This window comes from Agaribacillus sp. DX54, from assembly GCF_056858335.1.
Map to the genome: position 1 here is coordinate 45,837 of NZ_JBXEQE010000010.1, position 18,886 is coordinate 64,722.

Consider the following 18,886-nt stretch of genomic DNA (forward strand, 5'->3'; position numbering starts at 1 on the left):
CAGGCACTTCTTTTTATAATATGGTACCGGATTCTAATTCATGGGCACAGGATTTTGATTTAACATAATTCAATATCATTCTCTTCAACATCCTTCTCCGTTCAGCATGATTTTACCTTCCTCATATTTGTAGGTGATATCCAACGCATGTTTTAATACTTTTAAAGCTGTATCCAGGGCTTCGTTCTCGAAACTGGCGCTTAACACACAATCTTTGATGGCTGTGTTTTCAATTTCAATGGTCACGCCAAACCACGTTTCGAGTTTACTTGCCACCTGTTCCAGGGATTCGTTATCTATGATCAGGCGGTTTTCTTTCCAGGCAATGACTGTGGTAAGATCTACATCATGATGAATATTGAAAGTACTGTTATGCTTGTGAAAAATATATTGTTCCGCAGGACTGAGGAAGTGACCGGGAGCCATGGAAGATTGACCTGGTCCGGTGACCTCCACCTTTCCTTCGAGCAAAGACACTTCGATATCCGATTCATGCTGAAATGCCCTGATGTTGAAGGAAGTTCCCAGCACCTTAGTGGAAATCTGCCGCGTATGTACCAGGAAAGGCTTTTCGGGATTTTTGGCCACTTCAAAATAGGCTTCTCCATCCAGAAACACTTCCCGTGTGTCGCCCTCAAACGATTTGGCATATTTAATACGGCTGGCAGCGTTTAAGTGAACAACGGTGCCATCTGAAAGCGTCTGTACTGTGCGTCTGCCCCTGGGGTTTTCATGTAATTCCCAGACGATACCTACCTCCTCAGGCTCCTGCCGCTGTGACCAAAATAAAATGCCGGCACATACCACTATAAAAATGATGGCGGCTGCCAACCGCTTAAGATGAAAGTTTGTAAAAGTCACCTGACGGCCGGTGGAAGGAGATTCACTTTTTTCTGCCATTTTTATCCTTTCAAACAGCCGTTGTTTATCCATTTCAGCGTTAAATGAGTGAACACTGGGCCATTTTTTATGCTGATCCCAAATCAAACTCATCTGATGAAACAGCGAAGCCGCACTTTCATCCTCTTCCATTATTTTCATCAATTGATCTATTTCCTCCTCAGTGGCTTCTTTTGAAAGGTATTTGGTGGTTAATAGCCAAATTTGCTCCTGGTCCATTTTTTATCTTCTGTTTCAGAAGATAGACAAAAAAACAGCACAAAATCTACTACTTATGAACCTGAAAAAATTTGTGTGCCTGCCTGAAATACCGGAATGACTAAAACAAAAAGTTAAAGAAAGTGGTCGTCAGGATAAATATAAGCAGGTTTTGCTGGTTTACTTCCAAAAGCCTTTTTGTGATGAATCTGTTGGCTTTTACCATGTGATTCTGAACCGTGTTTGGGGAAATGGAAAGTATTAAGGCGATTTCTTTGTACTTAAGGTTTTCAAATTTATGGAGCTTGAAAACGATTTGCATCTGGTCCGGCATCTTGTCGATCAGATGGTTAACCGTGCCCAATAACTCTTTGTAATAAATGGCTGACTCGGTTTGATTTTCCCAGCGGATATTTTCCTGGTCTGATAAAGGTTCTGTCAATGATAACCTTTCTTTTTTTAAAAAATTTATGCATTGGTTTCTTGTACAGATAAAAAGATAGGACTTCGGATTTTTACAAACAGACAGGTCATTTCTTTTCATCCAAAGATTAAAAAATACATTCGAAACCACTTCCTGTGCCAGGTCGGCACTTTTGACATACAGCAATGCAAAATCACAGAGTCTGTGGTAATACCTGTCAAACAAGCCGGCCAGTGCTTCTTTGTTGCCATGCCTGATGGCGTCTAATAGCCTCTGATCATTTATGGCACTTTTATTATCCATAATAAATATGACAAATGATGATCATCGAAATTAAGGACTAATGGCTAGCAGAGAAAAAAATCGAGATTAAGGATACATTAATTTTTTATAAAGCGAATTTGAAAACCGGCAGCCACACCATCGCAAAGATTTCTGCTAAAAATTGCCATGATTTGGAAGGAATCATTTATCTTCAAATACAATAAAATCAATCCGGAACATCATGGCTATACGGTTTTTACATTTTTTATTTTGGCTGGTATTCATTGCCGGAAACAGTTACGGGCAAGAGGACAAAAAGAATTTTAGCCGTCTCGATATTTTTGCCCTGGAATATGCCTCCGATCCACAAATCTCACCGGATGGTGACAGGGTGGTTTATGTGAGAAATAGCATGGATATCATGAAAGATCGTAAGGCAGCCCGACTTTGGATGGTTGATGCAGATGGAAGCAACCACAGGAAACTGACCAGCCGGGAGTCGGGGGAAACTTCCCCGAGGTGGTCACCTGACGGTGACAGAATTGCCTTTGTCAGTGTCACGGATAATGGCGCTGAAATCTATGTTTACTGGGTAAGTTCGGGCAAAACCGCCCGGTTGACACAACTGGAAAAGTCACCATCAGGGCTCCGTTGGTCACCTGACGGCCAAAGGATTGCTTTTTGTATGACCGTCCCTGAAAAACCACCTGTTCTGGTCACTCCACCGGATGCACCGAAAGGAGCAAAATGGGCAGATAAGCCCAGGGTGACCACCCGGTTGAAGCACGAAGCAGATGGAACTGGCTACATCGATCCTGGCTTCCGGCACCTGTTTGTAATTCCTGCCGATGGTGGTTCGCCAAGGCAAATCACGTCGGGGGATTTTCACCAGGAGGGAAACCCGGAATGGACCAAAGACGGGAAAAACCTGGTTTTCACCTCTAACAGAAATGAAAACTGGGAGTATGAGTTTAAAAACTCCGAAATTTACAGGGTAGGTGTTGAAAATGGACAGATCACCCAGCTTACAGATAGAAACGGGCCGGATTTCGATGCGGTGATTTCGCCTGATGGTCGAAAGATAGCCTGGTTAGGATATGATGATAAAGTACAAACCTATCAACTTACAAGACTTTACATCATGAATTTGGACGGATCTGCCAAAAGGGAGTTGGAAACGGAGCTGGATCGCAGCGTGAGCGATATATTCTGGAGCAATACGGGAGCCGGGTTGTATTTTCAGTATGATGACCGTGGTAATACCAAAATCGGATATGTATCGCTGGGAGGGAAGGTAAGAAAAGTAGCGGATAACCTGGGTGGCGCCAGCATCGGTCGGCCTTATGGAGGTGGTTCATTTTCGCTCTCTCGGCAGGATGAAATCATTTATACCTATACCACGCCCTATCATCCGGCAGCGCTGGCTTATCTCACCAAACCCGCCGGTCAGATTAAGATGGTGACTGACCTTAACAATGAGATTTTACCTTACCGCAACCTCGCCAGGGTTGAGGAGATCTGGTATAATTCTTCTGTCGACCAGCGAGACATACAGGGATGGATCATGAAGCCTCCTGATTTTGACCCGCAAAAACAGTATCCCCTTCTGGTAGAAAACCATGGAGGGCCAATAGCTAATTATGGAGACAGGTTTTCAGCCGAAATGCAACTGTACGCCGCCGATGGCTACGTGGTTTTTTATCCCAACCCCAGGGGAAGTACCGGCTATGGCGAAGCTTTTGGCAACTTGCTGTATCGCAATTATCCGGGCAATGATTACGATGATGTGATGGATGGTGTGGATGCATTGCTGAAACAGGGGTATATACATCGTGATAGCCTGTTTGTTACCGGTGGAAGTGCCGGCGGGATTATGACTGCGTGGATCATAGGAAAAAATAACCGGTTCCGGGCATCGGCGGTTGTTAAACCGGTGATGAACTGGATCAGTAAAACCCTCGTGGCAGATAATTATTTTTATTATTCCCATTACCGCTATGAAGGTTGGCCCTGGGAGAACATGGAAACCTACATGAAGTTTTCGCCGGTTTCGCTGGTGGGTAATATTCAGACACCTACCCTGGTGATGGTCGGTTCGGCTGATTTGAGAACGCCGGTTTCCGAAGCCAAACAATTATATCATGCCCTCAAAATCAGAAAAATAGAAACGGCATTGGTGGAGATTCCGGGTGCTTTTCATCATATAGCGGCCAGGCCCAGCCAGTTGATTACCAAGGTGGATCATGTGCTGGCGTGGTTTAGGAAGTACAGGAAAGGTGGGTAAGTGGGGTAGCGATGATACATTGATGTAATTGTAATGAATTTCAAAACCACCATAGAGCACCGTGTATACGCCTTCAAGGATCTGAAAACGCTGATGGCCAGGGCCACACCGGCGAGGTCAGGGGACGAACTGGCAGGTTTGGCGGCGAAATCGGCTATTGAAAGAGTGGCCGCAAAACTGGTGCTGGCGGATCTGCCACTGAATTATTTTCTGAAGGAAATGTTAATTCCCTACGAAAAGGATGAGGTAACAAGGTTAATCATGGATGAATGGGATGCATCGGCTTTTCAACCCGTGGCGCACTTAACCGTTGGCGAATTCAGGGAATGGTTGCTGGCCTACGATACCGATGGGAAAAAACTGGCAGCGCTTTCGCCTGGATTGACGCCGGAGATGGTAGCGGCAGTCAGCAAAATTATGAGTAACCAGGATTTGATTTTGGTGGCAGGAAAATGTGAAGTGGTGACAAAATTCAGAAATACCCTGGGCTTGAAAGGACATTTTTCCACACGCCTGCAACCTAACCATCCCACCGATGACCTCAAAGGGGTGGCAGCCGCCATCATCGATGGGTTGTTTTATGGTATTGGTGACGCAGTGATCGGGATTAACCCGGTATCTGACAATACTAAAAATGTTATTGCCCTGCTAAACCTTATGGAAGACATAAGGAATAAGTTCAATATACCCACACAATCCTGTGTTTTAAGTCACATTACCACTATGCTGGATGTCATTAACCGGCAGATACCGGTAGATTTGATATTCCAGTCCATCGGTGGTACGGAAGCTACCAATAAAAGCTTTGGCATTGACTTAAACCTGCTGACCGAGGCCTATGAAGCAGGTCTTAGCCTGAACAGAGGTACCGTAGGACAAAATGTGATGTATTTTGAAACAGGACAGGGGAGTGCCCTGTCGGCCGATGCTCATTTTGGCATTGATCAGCAAACCTGTGAGGCCCGGGCTCATGCGGTGGCCAGGAAATTTAAGCCTTTGTTGGTGAATACAGTGGTAGGGTTTATCGGTCCGGAATATTTATACAACGGTAAACAAATCATCCGTGCCGGATTGGAAGATCATTTTTGTGGTAAACTGATGGGGCTTCCTATGGGTTGCGATGTTTGTTACACCAATCACGCCAATGCGGATCAGGACGACATGGATAACCTGTTGTCATTGTTGGCCTTAAGTGGATGTAACTACATCATGGGGGTGCCCGGGGCAGATGATATCATGTTGAATTATCAAAGCACTTCCTATCACGATGCGTTGTACGTGAGACAAATTACCGGTCATCGGCCGGCACCTGAATTCGAAGCCTGGTTAAAAGCGATGAATATATTTAATCAAAAACTTGAAATTACAAATCATAATTATCTGAAAAACAATATATTATTATCATATAACCTGGAGTGAAATGACTTCTGATCCCTGGTACATACTAAGCAAATATACAGAAGCCCGCATTGCCCTGGGCCGGGCGGGTGGCAGCCTGCCTACCCGGCCATTGTTGAAATTCCAGCTCGATCACGCCAGGGCGAGGGATGCTGTGGCGTCTGCGTTGAATATATTTAGCCTTGAAAACCAGCTCAACACAATGAATCTCCCCTTTATCAAACTAAACAGTCAGGCACGGGATAGGGCAGAATACTTAAAAAGACCGGATTTGGGAAGGCGGTTAAACAATCAGTCCAAAACCATCTTAAGTCAGGATAAACGCGCAGGATCAGATATCGGAATAGTGGTTACCGACGGCTTATCGGCAGCGGCCATAGACGCACAGTTTATTCCTTTTATCCATGAAATGATTCCGCTGTTAAAAAGTAAACAAATGAGCTTTTCTCCTATTTGCCTGGTCGAACAGGGAAGGGTGGCCATCGCAGATGAGATCGGAGCACAATTGGGTGCTCGACTCATATTTATATGTATTGGTGAGCGACCGGGATTAAGTTCTCCACATAGTATGGGAATCTATATGACTTACCATCCCCAAACCGGCAAAACCGATGAAAGCAGGAATTGTATTTCTAATATACGGGCGCAGGGTTTAAGTACAAAAATCGCCGCGCGGAAGTTAATGTTCCTCATTGAACAATCGCTGAGATTAAAGTTATCAGGAGTTTATTTAAAAGAAGACACGGATTTGCTGTCTGAGTAATCGTTGGCAGAAGCTGTACATTCATCGAGGCTCAGTGTCATCTTTCAGTTAATAACAATTTTGTCTTTGTAAATCACACCATTGACTTCAAATGAATAAAAATACAAGCCCGGGGATAAGCCTGTCGTTTGAACCGACTCGATTTCAGTAGTCATTTTTTTGCGCAAAACCAATTGACCGGAGCTGTTAATTAATCTGAATATTACTTCCTGACCTTCAAAGTCCTTGGAAAAGATACGCATAACAGCGGGTTTGACGACAGGATTAGGAAAGACCAAAAAAGGCATATCGGTGAGAAAATAAGAATGGATGGCATGGGTAGTTACGGTTTCACCATTGATCAGCTTTATTTTGACCCTGTGGGTATTTAATCCTTGTTTTGGCTGGCTATCGAGGTACTCGGTAAATACCGATTTTGGTTGGATACTTTCCAATCCTATGAAGCTTCCGTTTTCTTTCCGTTCGAAAACCATCTCATCTATCCCATAAGCGGTGCCAACATCCACAAAAAGCCTGATTCCTTCATCCGGCAGGGTTTCTGTGAAAAAGGAACGCAAATAACATCCGCTTCCCAGTGATTCATAGTCAAAAGCACTACTCCTTAGATTTCTTAATTGATGGGAGATAACAGGTTGAACGGCCAATTTTGTGGCAGCATAATCACTTTTTTTCAGAATCAAAGCGGTATCTGAGGTAACCAGTCGAGGAGTTAAAAATGCCTGGCCTTCTTCCATTGTGAAAAGCTCATATTTCATGGCTTGTTTCTCTCCGCCCCATTGAATCAATACGGAATCTTCGCAGTTAAAGCCAATGGATACTTTTGGAGCACTGCCCAGGGTAAAAGCATCCGATTCGTAATTAACTCCTTCCACCATCATTCTTACCCTTGCCAGTCCGGATCGCTGACCTGGTTCCCATCGATAAAACCCTTTTTCCAGGTTGACATGGGCCGCCAATGTTTCCCAGTTTTTTCCATGGTCCAGGCTGTATTCCAGTTTACCGACCGGTTGATCGAGTGTACTATGCCACCTGAAATAGCTACCGGTCTCTCCATTGTAGGGCATGTTATCACTGGCAGTGGGAAATAACCAGGTAAATTGATCCTTCTGTTCAAATTGATAGGCAATGTAAAATGATTGCGATCCGGCCGGGACATCAAATCCATTAACTTCAATCATATAATTTCCGGCCTTTGGATTTTGCAGGCTGATTTGCTCGATGTTATTAAGGTGATCTTCACCCCTGGTTGCTGGCTGCGATAAACTGAAAAGGTCCGGGGCCGGGTTCAGTATCCAGGGAAACCAGACCTCATGATTACCTTTTAATGTCATATCGAGGTCGTTGACGAGGGCCCTGTTAGCATTGGGCAGGGCTGCCGGATCGGTCCAGACTATCGTTACTTTCAGATTTTCAATATATTCAGGTACGGTCAGATTAAATGATCGCTTTTCACCATGGCTTACCTCTCCTGAAATGAACCGTTTTTCCATTAAATTTTTCAATGTATGGTAGGCATCCACATTCCCATAGCCTGTAGCATAATCAATTCCTTTATCTCCGACATCCCTGGCACTGTTAATCAGCAGGGCTTTTAGCAAGGCGGAAGGTGGGAGGTTTTGTGCCATTTCCAGATATTTTTGCTGGAGTAAGATAGATAACCCGGATACCAAGGCCGCAGAATTGGATGACCCGACGGTACTATAAGCGACCAATTCAGGTTTAACCCTTCCGTCGTATGCTGGCCCTCTCGACGAAAAAGGCATGACTCGCCCCAATGTATCCACCGCTCCGACAGTAAGTATATTTTTTGCCATTTTAAAATTCCCAGTGAGATTCGCATAACCTGTAAGATGCTGATAGACTCCCCCTGATGCCGTTTCCAAGCCCTGATTACCAGATGAAAATATGTGGAGCAACCATGGGTTTCGATGGGCACTTATGTCAAAAGCCGCTGCTTTCGATCCGTAAAAATTTTCAATTACAGTACCGTATGAATGGTTTTGTACTGATATGTTCAGGTCCTTATAGTCCTTGTCATCATCTGGCAGTTGTTCTGAGAAATCAGAGGAGGTAATATTTGATGACCATGCCACACCTTTGCCTGTAATGAATGAATTTCCCGCTCCTGCTGCAATCGTAGCCATCTCAGTAGCATGATTACTGATTTCCACAGCACGCAAAGAAGATGGTACATGCCGGTTATTCAGATCGATATCCGTTTCATTGTATGCTAGTTCCTTGATAGAGATCGTCATACCGTTTCCATTCAATAAGGGAAATTCGTGATGGATTTTATTGATAGCGTTAGGATTTAAATTCAGGTCTAAAACGGGACTTTCTTCTACCGGCCGGTTTGATTCGAAACCAATGTACATTATCTCGTCAGTCACCATGATAGCTTTAATAATGGTCCTGATATCTGTTTTTAGCGTTAAATACCCATTTTTACCTGTTTTTTCAATAAGATTTTGAATAAATGCCGGTAATAGCCGATGGTTAAAGCCTGGCTTCATCCTTACAATGTATGAGGCCCTTTCATCCATGCCTTGCTCCACCTTGGATAACAAATCAGGGGAGAGCTTCCAAAGGTTATTGGCGTGCCATGCCTGTTGAAAAAGAACAGGGAGGTGTTTTTTATCGTTTGCCGGTAAGATTTCTATGACCAGAAAGTCGGAAGATAATTTTCTGAGTATTTGAACACTATTTGTCGTTACATCACTGATTTTTATGTGTTTGTTGAGCTTGACAACATAGTGGCCGGGTGATAAATTCAATAACCTGGAAGCAGCATATTCCATGGAGACCGTTCGGTCAATAAATTGATGCCAGTCATTGACCGAAGTAGCAGGCTGGCCATAGTTGTCAGTGACGTCTGCCAGCAGGATTAACAGGACAAATGCCAGGTTTTTCAACGTGTTTATGTTTTGGTACCGTTAGCGATAAAGTTAGCAATAAAATTTCAACTTTTTATGACAAAATTATATTTAGTAAAATTCGAATAATTTAAATTAAAAGTTTTTTGTAATCGATTGCTCACAGAATATTTATAATGTAGAAAATACTTTAACGATAAAATATTAAATCCTTTTATGATTGAAATTGAAATGCCCGAATAAAAAAATCATGTGATAAATTTTGTAAATAACTTAAAATATTCATATTTTGAATTATCAGTCAACCTAAACAAAAACGATCATGAAAACCTACGGATTCACCCAGGCGATTGTCATGGCAATCGCAGTAATTTCTCTATTATTTACAGCTTGTTCACCGGAAGAAGACGTCGACATTGTCGATCAGCCTGCAAAAATTTCCGATGAAATAATGGCGCAATTCAAGGACCTGGGATTTGACGTCAGTGATATTGCGATCACCCAAGGTTATGACCTGCTGGATCCTGCATTGGAAAGCGGGAATTATTTGTTGGAGGGCGATATTATCATTACGCCTGATAACTTAGATAAAATGCTTCAAAGCGATATTCAACACACCGGCGTAGTCGGTGAACAGTATCGTACCAACAATCTGGTTCGTGGTTTGCCTCGAACGATTAGTGTCATTGGTTATACAGGCGGCGGCAATGCTTTGGATTCAAAAATGCGTACAGGGCTGCAACGGGCTATCAACAACTATAACAACCTAAACACCCGCCTTAACTTTACGCTCACATTTGGAACCAACTATCAGGTTTATGATATTGTTGTCTACAGGGTAAGCGGTGGAGGAGGAGGATCAGCCGGTTTTCCAAGGGATGGCGATCCCTATCAGTTTGTTCAAATTCAGTCAGGAACCAGTAACTTCAGCACTGACGTGGTAGAACATGTCATCACACATGAAATTGGTCACTGCCTTGGCCTGCGTCATACCGATTTCTTTGACCGTTCGCTTTCCTGTGGAAGAGGCGGTAATGAAGGGGCCGGTAGTGTAGGGGCCATTCATATTCCCGGAACCCCTACTGGTTTTGATGCAAACTCTGTCATGCTGTCTTGTTTTAGCGCGGATGAAGATGGAGAGTTTGGCCGCTTTGACAGGGAAGCCTTGCAATTCCTTTATTGATGCCCTTCGGAAAACCGATGCTGTATAGAGAAGATTAAATCAAGGTAACGCAATTCACCTCGATAGCATTTACCGCCTGAACAGTCAGGCGGTTTTTTAGGTCATATATGTTGGGTAGATAGTTAAAAGTTTTATGGATGAGTGGATACTTTACAAAATAAAAAAGAATTTTTGTCCTGTAATTGATAGCATATTCGTCAATTAGTTGATAACTTAATTTTTCAACTTAAACTTTTACAAAAATGGCAAAATACCTTTATCTATTCAGAGGCGGTGATGAAAAAATGGCGGAGGCATCACCGGAAGAAACCCAGGAGCACATGCAAAAATGGGAGGTATGGACGCAGGATCTGGCACAAAGGGGAAAACTGGTGGATGGCCTGCCTCTGGCCAGGCCTGGAAAGGTGGTTCAAAAGAGTGGGGAGGTCATTCATGATGGCCCTTTTGCAGAAGGTACGGAAGTGGTCGGGGGGTACATGATTATCAATGCGGACTCCTTCGAAGAAGCCGTGGAGATAAGCAAAGAATGCCCGATTTACGAAAATGACGGTACCACCGAGGTGAGGGAAATCATGAACATGGATATGTAGCCGTCTCGACAAAATTCTTTGTGCCTCTTGGTGTCTTGGTGGTTCACCATTTTTCACCACGGAGGCACCAAGACACAAAGAGACACGGAGGTTTTCGCCGATAAAATACAAATACAGGCACATTCTTGCGTTGTGCAACAGCCATCTTCCGCTTGTGCCTTTCGGAATGATGCTTCATGAAGCAAATTACCTGATTAAAAGACTCAATCATAAGGATTGAGTCTTTTACCTTTACAAGGTATGGAATATCAAGATAGATTTTGTCTTCAAAAAAGAATACACAAGGCTCATTGCCATTTTGGTTAAAAAATTTGGAAGTCAGCACATTGATTTGATTGAAGACGCTGTACAGGAAGCTTTTTTCAAAGCGGTGAAATTATGGCCAACCAGAAAGCCGGAAAACCCCTCCGGATGGATCATGCTTGTGGCCCGAAATCATTTACTGGATCAACTGAAAAAGACCAGTAAAAAGTTAGGAAATAAAGTTTCGGAAGCTGATGCAAACCAGATGGCAACAGACGAAATGCCAGGAGAAAGTGAGATTGTCGACAGCCAGTTGCGTATGATCTTCGCCTGTTGTCACCCTGAAATCAGGCAGGTGGATCAACTGATATTAAGTCTGAAATTTTTATGTGGTTTTGGCAATGAGCAGATTTCAAGGGCCCTTCTAAAAAAAACCGATGCTGTAGCCAAGGCATTGACCCGGGCCAAACAAAAGTTCAGGGAAAAAGTCAGTGATTTTTCAGTTCCTGGCATCGAGGCCTTAAAACCCAGATTAGCCAATGTTCTGAAAGTTGTATACCTTCAATTCAATGAAGGATACAAAGTATCGCACGGAGATCAGTTGATCAATAAAGATCTTTGCTGGGATGCCATTAAACTGGCTGAGCTTATCACCACGCACAAGCATTTTAACACACCTGAAACCAATGCCTTGCTGGCACTGATGTATTTTCAGGCATCCAGGTTCCACACCCGCCTGGACAACAATAACCGCCTGCTAACCCTGGAACAGCAACCCCGCAGTCAATGGAATCATAAACTCATACTGCAGGGAAATATCTATCTGGGCAGGGCCTCGGTAGGAAATAAACTTAGCACTTATCATCTCGAAGCTGCCATTGCCGGCTATCATGCCACTGACAAAAGTTTCAGAGAAACAAACTGGGAGGCCATCGTCGACCTCTATGATCTATTGTTGGCCGACAGCCGTAACCCGGTTTACCTGCTCAATCGTATCATTGCATTTTCCCAAATCCACTCACCGGCAGAAGCTTTGAAAATGGTAAAAACCAATGAAAAGCACTTGCCTGACAATCACATCACCAAGGTTTTTGTCGGAGGATTATATGAAAAACTCAATCATCCGGAGTTAGCCAGGCATGCTTATCATCGGGCCCTGGAACAGACCCAAAATCAACTGGAAAAGCAGTTTATCACGAACAAATTAGAAAGTCTGTAATATACCCCTGTTTTCAGGCGTTTATCCTTTGAAAAACCAATCGACCCAACGAAATATTATATGGCAACAACCAAAAAATCTGTCAAAAAGAAAAACGATCGACACAATTATTGTTCTATGCCGGTAGTACCGGTCAGAAAGTTTCCTCCTTCTGTTAATCCTAACCGAGCCAGTCTGATACTCAGATCAGACAAGAAGTGGGCTAATGGCACCATCCTGCATTACTATTTTTTTGATAAATCTACCGACGGTGAGCAGGTATTCTTCAATGACGGTACATCGACGTTTGTCAGTTGGAGTGGTACTGAAGATGAAAAGAACGTGGTTAGAAAAGCCTTTGAAACCTGGAAAAAAGTGGGAATAGGCCTCGAATTCAAAGAGGTCGACAACAGGGATGAGGCGGAAATAAGAATTGGATTTATGAAGGGGGATGGCGCCTGGTCTTATGTCGGAAGGGATATTCTCAGTATAGGACGTAATAAGCGGACTATGAACTTTGGCTGGGACCTGACCCGTTCCGGTGAGATCGATACGGCCCTGCATGAAATTGGTCATACCCTGGGCTTTCCTCATGAACATCAAAACCCCAACGCAGGTATTGTCTGGGATGAAGAAGCGGTGATCAATGAGCTTGCAAAGCCGCCTAACAACTGGAGCCGGGAAACAACAATCCATAATATCATACGCAAGATCGATCCCGATTCGGTGCAGGGCTCCAACTGGGATCCCGACTCTATTATGCACTACCCGTTTGGCCCGGGCCTGATAATTTCTCCGGAGGAATTTCAAGACGGTATCCTTCCCAAACCGGGCCTTTCTGCCAGGGACAAAGCATGGGTAAAGAATTTCTACGCCCCCTTGAAAAAAACAGACTATACAGCGCTGAAGCCTTTTGAGTCGATCCCACTGGAAATTGAAGAGGGACAACAAAGAAACTTTACCATTACTCCCGGCGCTACCAGAAAATATGATATACGGACATTCGGTATATCCGATACGGTTATGGTATTGTTTGAAGATGTGCATGGCGAGCTCAGATACAGAACCGGCGATGACGACAGCGGTGAAGATTACAACGCGTCTTTTAGAATTAAGCTATACAAAGGCAGGAAGTATGTCTTAAGAATCAGGTTATATTACAGGGACAGGGCAGGAGAAACTGCTGTGATGATTTGGTAATATTTAAAAAAATGGCAGGGTAATTTGGACGATAATGCAGCTACTCGATTATCTTTATCAGAAACTTTATGACCCCATAACCATGAAAAAACCGGGAACATTGCTGTTACTTTTCTTAGCGCATTTCGCAGGCGCACAGGACCTGTTTGATAAAATCTTTGTCGACCAGTCCTGGCTGCTGGAGCATCAAAATGATAGAAATCTTGTGTTGTTACATGTGGCGGAAGCTGATCAGTATAAAAAAGGCCACATAGAAAATGCCCAACTGATTGTACCGGATGAATACACCGTCACAAGGGGTAACCTGAGGTGGGAGTTACCCGATTTAAAACAACTCGAAGCCACCTTACGTTCAAAAGGCATAACCCATGAAACTGTCAATGTGCTATATTATGCGGGCGACCTGTTTGCTCCCACCTTTAGATTGTATTTTACATTGGATTACCTGGGTTTAGGTGATAATACTTTTATCCTGAATGGTGGTTTGCCGGGCTGGCTGGCCCAAAAGCTTCCTGTCACCACGGAATTGACCAATGTTACTCAAACTGGCCAAGGTAAATTGTTACTGACGCCCCGTAAACACCTGTTAGCGATGAAAGACGAAGTTTTAGCCAGATCAAAGCAATCTTCAACCAGTATAATCGATGCAAGAAAATCCGATTACTATCGTGGAGAAAAAGATGGCGACGGGCGCTATCGAAGATCGGGACATATCGCCGGGGCCGTTAACATTACCTGGCGTGACCTGTTGGATGAAAACAAATTTGTGAGAAGTAAAGAAGATTTACGAAAATACTTTGATGAAGCCGGGGTTGACGATCAAAAAAAAGTCATTACTTATTGCCATGTGGGGTTGAGCGCCACTGTGCTTTACACCATTGCCAAAGCCCTGGGGCATGAAACCCGGTTGTACGACGGTTCATTTAGTGAATGGGATAAACTCGATGCTTCCTATCAGGTAGAAACAGGAAATTAGCCGCGCTGCGCTACAAAATTCTTCGAAATGTGGTAAGTTATCGCTGCTGCTATTTTATTGCTTTCTTCCTGTAAATTAACCTGAGTGATTACTTACTTATCAAACATGATGAAAATGCTATTATTTCTGTTGTTAACAGTTGGTCTCCTGACCGGCTCGGCGGTTTTATTCATGCAATTTGCCCCCCAATTCGGTGCTCCTCCTGCAGGCCAACATCTGGAGCAGCTTAAAAAATCACAAAATTACGGTAGCGACCGATTCAAAAATCTGGTTACAACCGAAATGAACATGAGTATCGGTCAAATGACTGGCACTATGTACCAATGGCTTTTTGAGGATAATGGAAAAGCCCCCAAAAAGCCATTGCCTACCCGGTTGGCGGCACCTCATCAGGAGGATCACGACTCCATCACCCAGGTTACCTGGTTCGGGCATTCGGCGATTCTTTTGGAAATAGATGGCAAAAACCTGCTAATCGACCCGATGTTTGGCCCGGCCGCTGCCCCGGTATCCTTTCTCAGCAAGCGGTTTCCGTATCAACAGGCCATCGACCTGGAAAACCTGCCCGAAATAGATGCCATTATTATTTCACATGACCACTACGACCACCTGGACTATCCTTCCATCAGGTATCTAAAAGATAAAACCAACCATTTTTTTGTACCCCTGGGTGTGGGGTCACACCTGAAAGAGTGGGGGGTTGAAGTCAGTAAAATCAATGAATTGGATTGGTGGCAGTCCTTTTCCTTTGAGGGGCTGGAATTGGTAGCTACTCCGGCCAGGCATTTCTCGGGAAGAAAATTCAACGACCGTAACAAAACCCTATGGGCCTCCTGGGTAATTCGCGGAAACAAGCATAAAATCTTTTTTAGCGGGGATGGTGGTTATTTCAATGGTTTCAAAGAAATAGGGGCCAAGTATGGACCCTTTGATTTTACCATGATCGAGTGTGGGCAATACAATGAAAACTGGGCAGCCATTCATATGATGCCCGAGCAATCGGTTCAGGCCCATTTAGATGTACAGGGCAAAGTAATGATGCCAATCCATTGGGGAGCCTTTAGCCTGTCCCTGCATAGCTGGAAAGAACCGGTAGAAAGACTACTCAAAAAGGCCGGAGAGGAAAATGTGACTGCCTGCTTTCCGATAATCGGGCAGCCACTCGACATAGAATCACCCCCGGCAACAGCCAATTACTGGTGGGTAAGTCATGAATAATGACAACCATTTGCAAATGTAGATGAGGGTTGCTAATTTCGTACAATATTATTAAGTAACCGACAACCGAGGCTAATACCTACATTAAAAAAAAGTTAATTTCAATACCTCTCCTTCTACGTGCTGAATGGGCTTGGGTAAAGAATAAAATTTATAAATGCAGACTGTAAAGGATTAATGGCATTAAAGGTTTGGAGAAATAAAGGCTGGTACTATAAGTACAAAGATCATAATATTTTCTACCTCGATGAGGGAAGGGGGGAGGTAATCGTACTGATTCATGGTTTTCCGACCGCCTCCTGGGACTGGCATAAGCTGTGGCCATCATTAACAAGCAGATTTCATGTGGTTACCCTCGATATGATGGGGTTTGGATTCTCCGATAAACCTTTGAAATACAAGTATACAATTCATAATCAGGCCAGTTTGTTCGAGACAATTATGTTGGATTTAGGTGTAAAAGATGTACATATTCTGGCGCATGACTATGGCGATACAGTGGCCCAGGAGCTGATGGCAAGGTATATTGACAGGAAAGGCACGGGTCAGGAGGGACTTAACATACATTCCCTGTGTTTACTCAATGGGGGCTTGTTTCCTGAAACACACCGGCCTTTACGCATTCAAAAACTATTAAAGAAGCCAATAGGAAGGTTTTTGGTACCATTCATGGGGAAAAGCCGGTTTCGTAAAAGTTTTGAAGCCATTTTTGGCCAAAACACACAACTTTCCCAAAATGAGCTCGATGAATGCTGGGATTTATTAACCCACCGAAGTGGAAAAAGGATGTTACCCCGGTTGATCAGATACATGGATGAACGGGTAAAATACAGGGAACGATGGCTGGGTGCGTTGCAAAAGGCCGGTATACCGCTAAGACTGATTGCAGGCGAGGCCGATCCTGTGTCCGGAAAGGAAATGGTCAACAGATATAATGAATTGATTCCACATCCCGATATAATACTGCTAAAAGATATAGGGCATTACCCTCACATCGAGGCCCCCGATTTGGTGTTGAAACATTATTTTCAATTTGTCAACCCGGATCGCGAGGCCAGGCTAAGTAAAGAATCTTTATGTTAAGGCTATTGACAATTTACAATTGACAGTTGATAATTGACAATTATTTTATGGTGTACACCTTGGGTGTGGTAATAGTGAAATCATTTTATTCTTTTATTATTGAGGATAGGGGAAGTGGCTTGGTTGTGCTGCTTGAGTGTCGAGAGGCGAGGCGATCTGGAACTACCTGACGGGTTTCGGGCCTTTGTGGTTGCCCGTTTTTATCACCGGATAAAGGCACAAACTCCAACGAGGTACAATGGATTACAGGGGACAGTATCCACAGGATGTGAGTAGGGTAATCCAAAAAATGAAAAATTAAGTCACTCCCATTCAGTTTGTTCATTATATTTGGCCAATACATGCCCCCTTCAATCGTTAAACGGGGCCTTGTTGTGTAATTACGTACAAATTGATTAATGACAGAATTTGATTACATCATCATTGGGGCTGGTTCCGCGGGGTGTGTGCTTGCCAATCGCTTGTCAGCCGATCCGGCCAATAAGGTGTTGCTCATAGAAGCCGGTGGGCCTGACCGGGATCCGCTCATACATATTCCGGGTGCTTATGCAAAGCTTTTCAAAAAAAAGTATGACTGGGGCTTTTGGACTGAACCGCAACCCCATGTAAACAACCGCCGTATCTATCTCCCCCGGGGGAAAACCCTGGGTGGAAGCAGTTCGATTAATGCGATGGTTTATGTAAGGGGCAATAAAAAAGATTATGACAATTGGGCCGCACTGGGAAATAAGGGATGGAGCTATCGGGAAGTACTGCCTTACTTTATTAAATCCGAGCATCATGAACAATATTACCTGGTAGACAGGGGCTATCACGGAAAAAATGGCGAGTTGAATGTTACTTTTGCCAATAAGTTCATTACCCCCTTTGCCAAGGCCTTTGTAGAAGCGGGACAGGAACTAGGCCTTCCTTATAATCCTGATTACAATGGGGAGTCACAAAATGGGATAGGTCTTTTTCAGTTTACCATCAAAAAAGAAAAAAGACACAGCGCGGCGACTGCTTTTCTGAAACCGGTACTGAAAAGAATTAACCTGACCGTTATGACCAATACGGCGGTGACAAAACTGTTGATAAAAAATGATAAAGCAATAGGGGTGGAGTATAGGGTGGGGAAAAGCAACGCCAGTCAGGTAAAAGCAAGTAAGGAAGTCATAGTTTCCGCCGGTGCTTTCAATTCCCCGCAAATCTTGATGTTATCAGGCATTGGAGATCCGGATGAGCTGGTCAAACATCAGATACAGGCGATCAAGCACCTGCCAGGTGTTGGCAAAAATCTGCAGGATCACCTTTTTTGTCCTGTCAGCGCTGTTTCGCCTGGTGAAGATGGAATCAATCATGGAATCAGGCCGTTTAATCAGCTCAGAAATCTGGTCAGGTATTCCTTTGGTAAAAATGGTCCGCTTACCATTAGCATCACGGAGGCGGTAGCGTTTGCCAACCTCGATGATCCTGATAAAAACCCCAATTTTCAATTCCAGTTTGCCCCCATGCACCCTGGAAAAGGTTATGATTATGATTTGTATGATTTGAAAACTTTTCCCACAGAGGATGGCTTTTCTGTTTTACCGAGTCTGGTACAACCTAAAAGCAGGGGATATATTACCTTGCGATCTTCAGATCCCTTAGAGGCGCCACTGATCCAGCCAAACTTTCTCCAGCATCCGGAGGATTTGCAAACCATGCTCAAAGGTGTGAAAAAAGGACTTCAATTAATGCATCAAAATTCGTTGGATCCGTTTCGCAAAGAAGTCATCTGTCCTCCGGAGACGAACTCAGATGACGCTTTGGTCGAACATATCAGGAATTCCCTGGAGACCATTTACCACCCCGTGGGTACATGCAAAATGGGTAAGGACGAGATGTCGGTGGTAGATGCACAATTGCGTGTCCATGGAATTGAGTCATTGCGGGTAGTCGACGCTTCGGTCATGCCGGTAATCACTACCGGCAACATCAACGCACCAGTCTACATGATCGCAGAAAAAGCCAGTGATATGATCATGAATGAACCCATCACACGTTGATTAATTGTATGCTAACCGTGAAAAAGTAATCAATACTGATTAATTATCCATTTCCATCAGTATT

The 18,886-nt window shown here is 43.9% G+C and carries 14 protein-coding genes; 11 read left to right on the plus strand and 3 right to left on the minus strand.

What is annotated here, in order from left to right; genetic code table 11:
* Positions 1 to 84: 84 nt before the first annotated feature.
* Both AC04NP_RS12930 and AC04NP_RS12935 read right to left on the minus strand, forming a co-directional pair.
* A complete protein-coding gene (locus AC04NP_RS12930; RefSeq protein WP_482860178.1) occupies positions 85 to 1,119 on the minus strand; it encodes a FecR family protein in 1,035 nt (344 codons plus the stop codon).
* Between the two features lie 100 nt (positions 1,120 to 1,219).
* A complete protein-coding gene (locus AC04NP_RS12935) occupies positions 1,220 to 1,825 on the minus strand; it encodes an RNA polymerase sigma-70 factor (protein WP_482860179.1) in 606 nt (201 codons plus the stop codon).
* Positions 1,826 to 2,027: 202 nt separating this feature from the next.
* Between AC04NP_RS12935 and AC04NP_RS12940 the strand changes: the two genes are divergently transcribed.
* From AC04NP_RS12940 to eutC, 3 genes are read left to right on the plus strand one after another with little or no spacing between them, the layout of a single operon-like run.
* A complete protein-coding gene (locus tag AC04NP_RS12940) occupies positions 2,028 to 4,070 on the plus strand; it encodes a prolyl oligopeptidase family serine peptidase (RefSeq protein ID WP_482860180.1) in 2,043 nt (680 codons plus the stop codon).
* Between the two features lie 33 nt (positions 4,071 to 4,103).
* Positions 4,104 to 5,489 carry an ethanolamine ammonia-lyase subunit EutB gene (locus AC04NP_RS12945; RefSeq protein WP_482860181.1) on the plus strand — a complete coding sequence of 462 codons (1,386 nt, stop codon included), beginning with the start codon at positions 4,104 to 4,106 and terminating at the stop codon, positions 5,487 to 5,489.
* A 1-nt stretch (position 5,490) separates the two neighbouring features.
* Positions 5,491 to 6,231 carry an ethanolamine ammonia-lyase subunit EutC gene (gene eutC / locus AC04NP_RS12950; RefSeq protein WP_482860182.1) on the plus strand — a complete coding sequence of 247 codons (741 nt, stop codon included), beginning with the start codon at positions 5,491 to 5,493 and terminating at the stop codon, positions 6,229 to 6,231.
* A 44-nt stretch (positions 6,232 to 6,275) separates the two neighbouring features.
* Here eutC and AC04NP_RS12955 read toward each other — a convergent pair whose 3' ends face one another.
* Positions 6,276 to 9,143 carry a S8 family serine peptidase gene (locus AC04NP_RS12955; RefSeq protein WP_482860183.1) on the minus strand — a complete coding sequence of 956 codons (2,868 nt, stop codon included), beginning with the start codon at positions 9,141 to 9,143 and terminating at the stop codon, positions 6,276 to 6,278.
* Positions 9,144 to 9,426: 283 nt separating this feature from the next.
* Between AC04NP_RS12955 and AC04NP_RS12960 the strand changes: the two genes are divergently transcribed.
* The 8 genes from AC04NP_RS12960 to AC04NP_RS12995 all read left to right on the plus strand — a co-directional run bounded on the left by AC04NP_RS12960 (position 9,427) and on the right by AC04NP_RS12995 (position 18,822).
* Entirely contained in the window at positions 9,427 to 10,287 is an 861-nt protein-coding gene (locus AC04NP_RS12960; RefSeq protein ID WP_482860184.1) for a M57 family metalloprotease, read from the plus strand.
* Between the two features lie 242 nt (positions 10,288 to 10,529).
* Positions 10,530 to 10,877: a YciI family protein gene (locus tag AC04NP_RS12965; protein ID WP_482860185.1), complete on the plus strand. Its 348-nt coding sequence runs from the start codon at positions 10,530 to 10,532 to the stop codon at positions 10,875 to 10,877.
* 253 nt (positions 10,878 to 11,130) lie between these two features.
* Positions 11,131 to 12,339 carry an RNA polymerase sigma factor gene (locus AC04NP_RS12970; protein ID WP_482860275.1) on the plus strand — a complete coding sequence of 403 codons (1,209 nt, stop codon included), beginning with the start codon at positions 11,131 to 11,133 and terminating at the stop codon, positions 12,337 to 12,339.
* Positions 12,340 to 12,399: 60 nt separating this feature from the next.
* Complete coding sequence (locus AC04NP_RS12975) at positions 12,400 to 13,518, plus strand: M12 family metallopeptidase (RefSeq protein WP_482860186.1); 1,119 nt, start codon at positions 12,400 to 12,402, stop codon at positions 13,516 to 13,518.
* Positions 13,519 to 13,600: 82 nt separating this feature from the next.
* Positions 13,601 to 14,494, plus strand: a complete 894-nt coding sequence (locus AC04NP_RS12980; protein ID WP_482860187.1) for a sulfurtransferase — start codon at positions 13,601 to 13,603, stop codon at positions 14,492 to 14,494.
* A gap of 105 nt (positions 14,495 to 14,599) precedes the next feature.
* Positions 14,600 to 15,712 carry an MBL fold metallo-hydrolase gene (locus AC04NP_RS12985; RefSeq protein WP_482860188.1) on the plus strand — a complete coding sequence of 371 codons (1,113 nt, stop codon included), beginning with the start codon at positions 14,600 to 14,602 and terminating at the stop codon, positions 15,710 to 15,712.
* A 177-nt stretch (positions 15,713 to 15,889) separates the two neighbouring features.
* Positions 15,890 to 16,795, plus strand: a complete 906-nt coding sequence (locus tag AC04NP_RS12990; RefSeq protein WP_482860189.1) for an alpha/beta fold hydrolase — start codon at positions 15,890 to 15,892, stop codon at positions 16,793 to 16,795.
* A 398-nt stretch (positions 16,796 to 17,193) separates the two neighbouring features.
* Positions 17,194 to 18,822: a GMC family oxidoreductase gene (locus AC04NP_RS12995; protein WP_482860190.1), complete on the plus strand. Its 1,629-nt coding sequence runs from the start codon at positions 17,194 to 17,196 to the stop codon at positions 18,820 to 18,822.
* Positions 18,823 to 18,886: the final 64 nt, after the last annotated feature.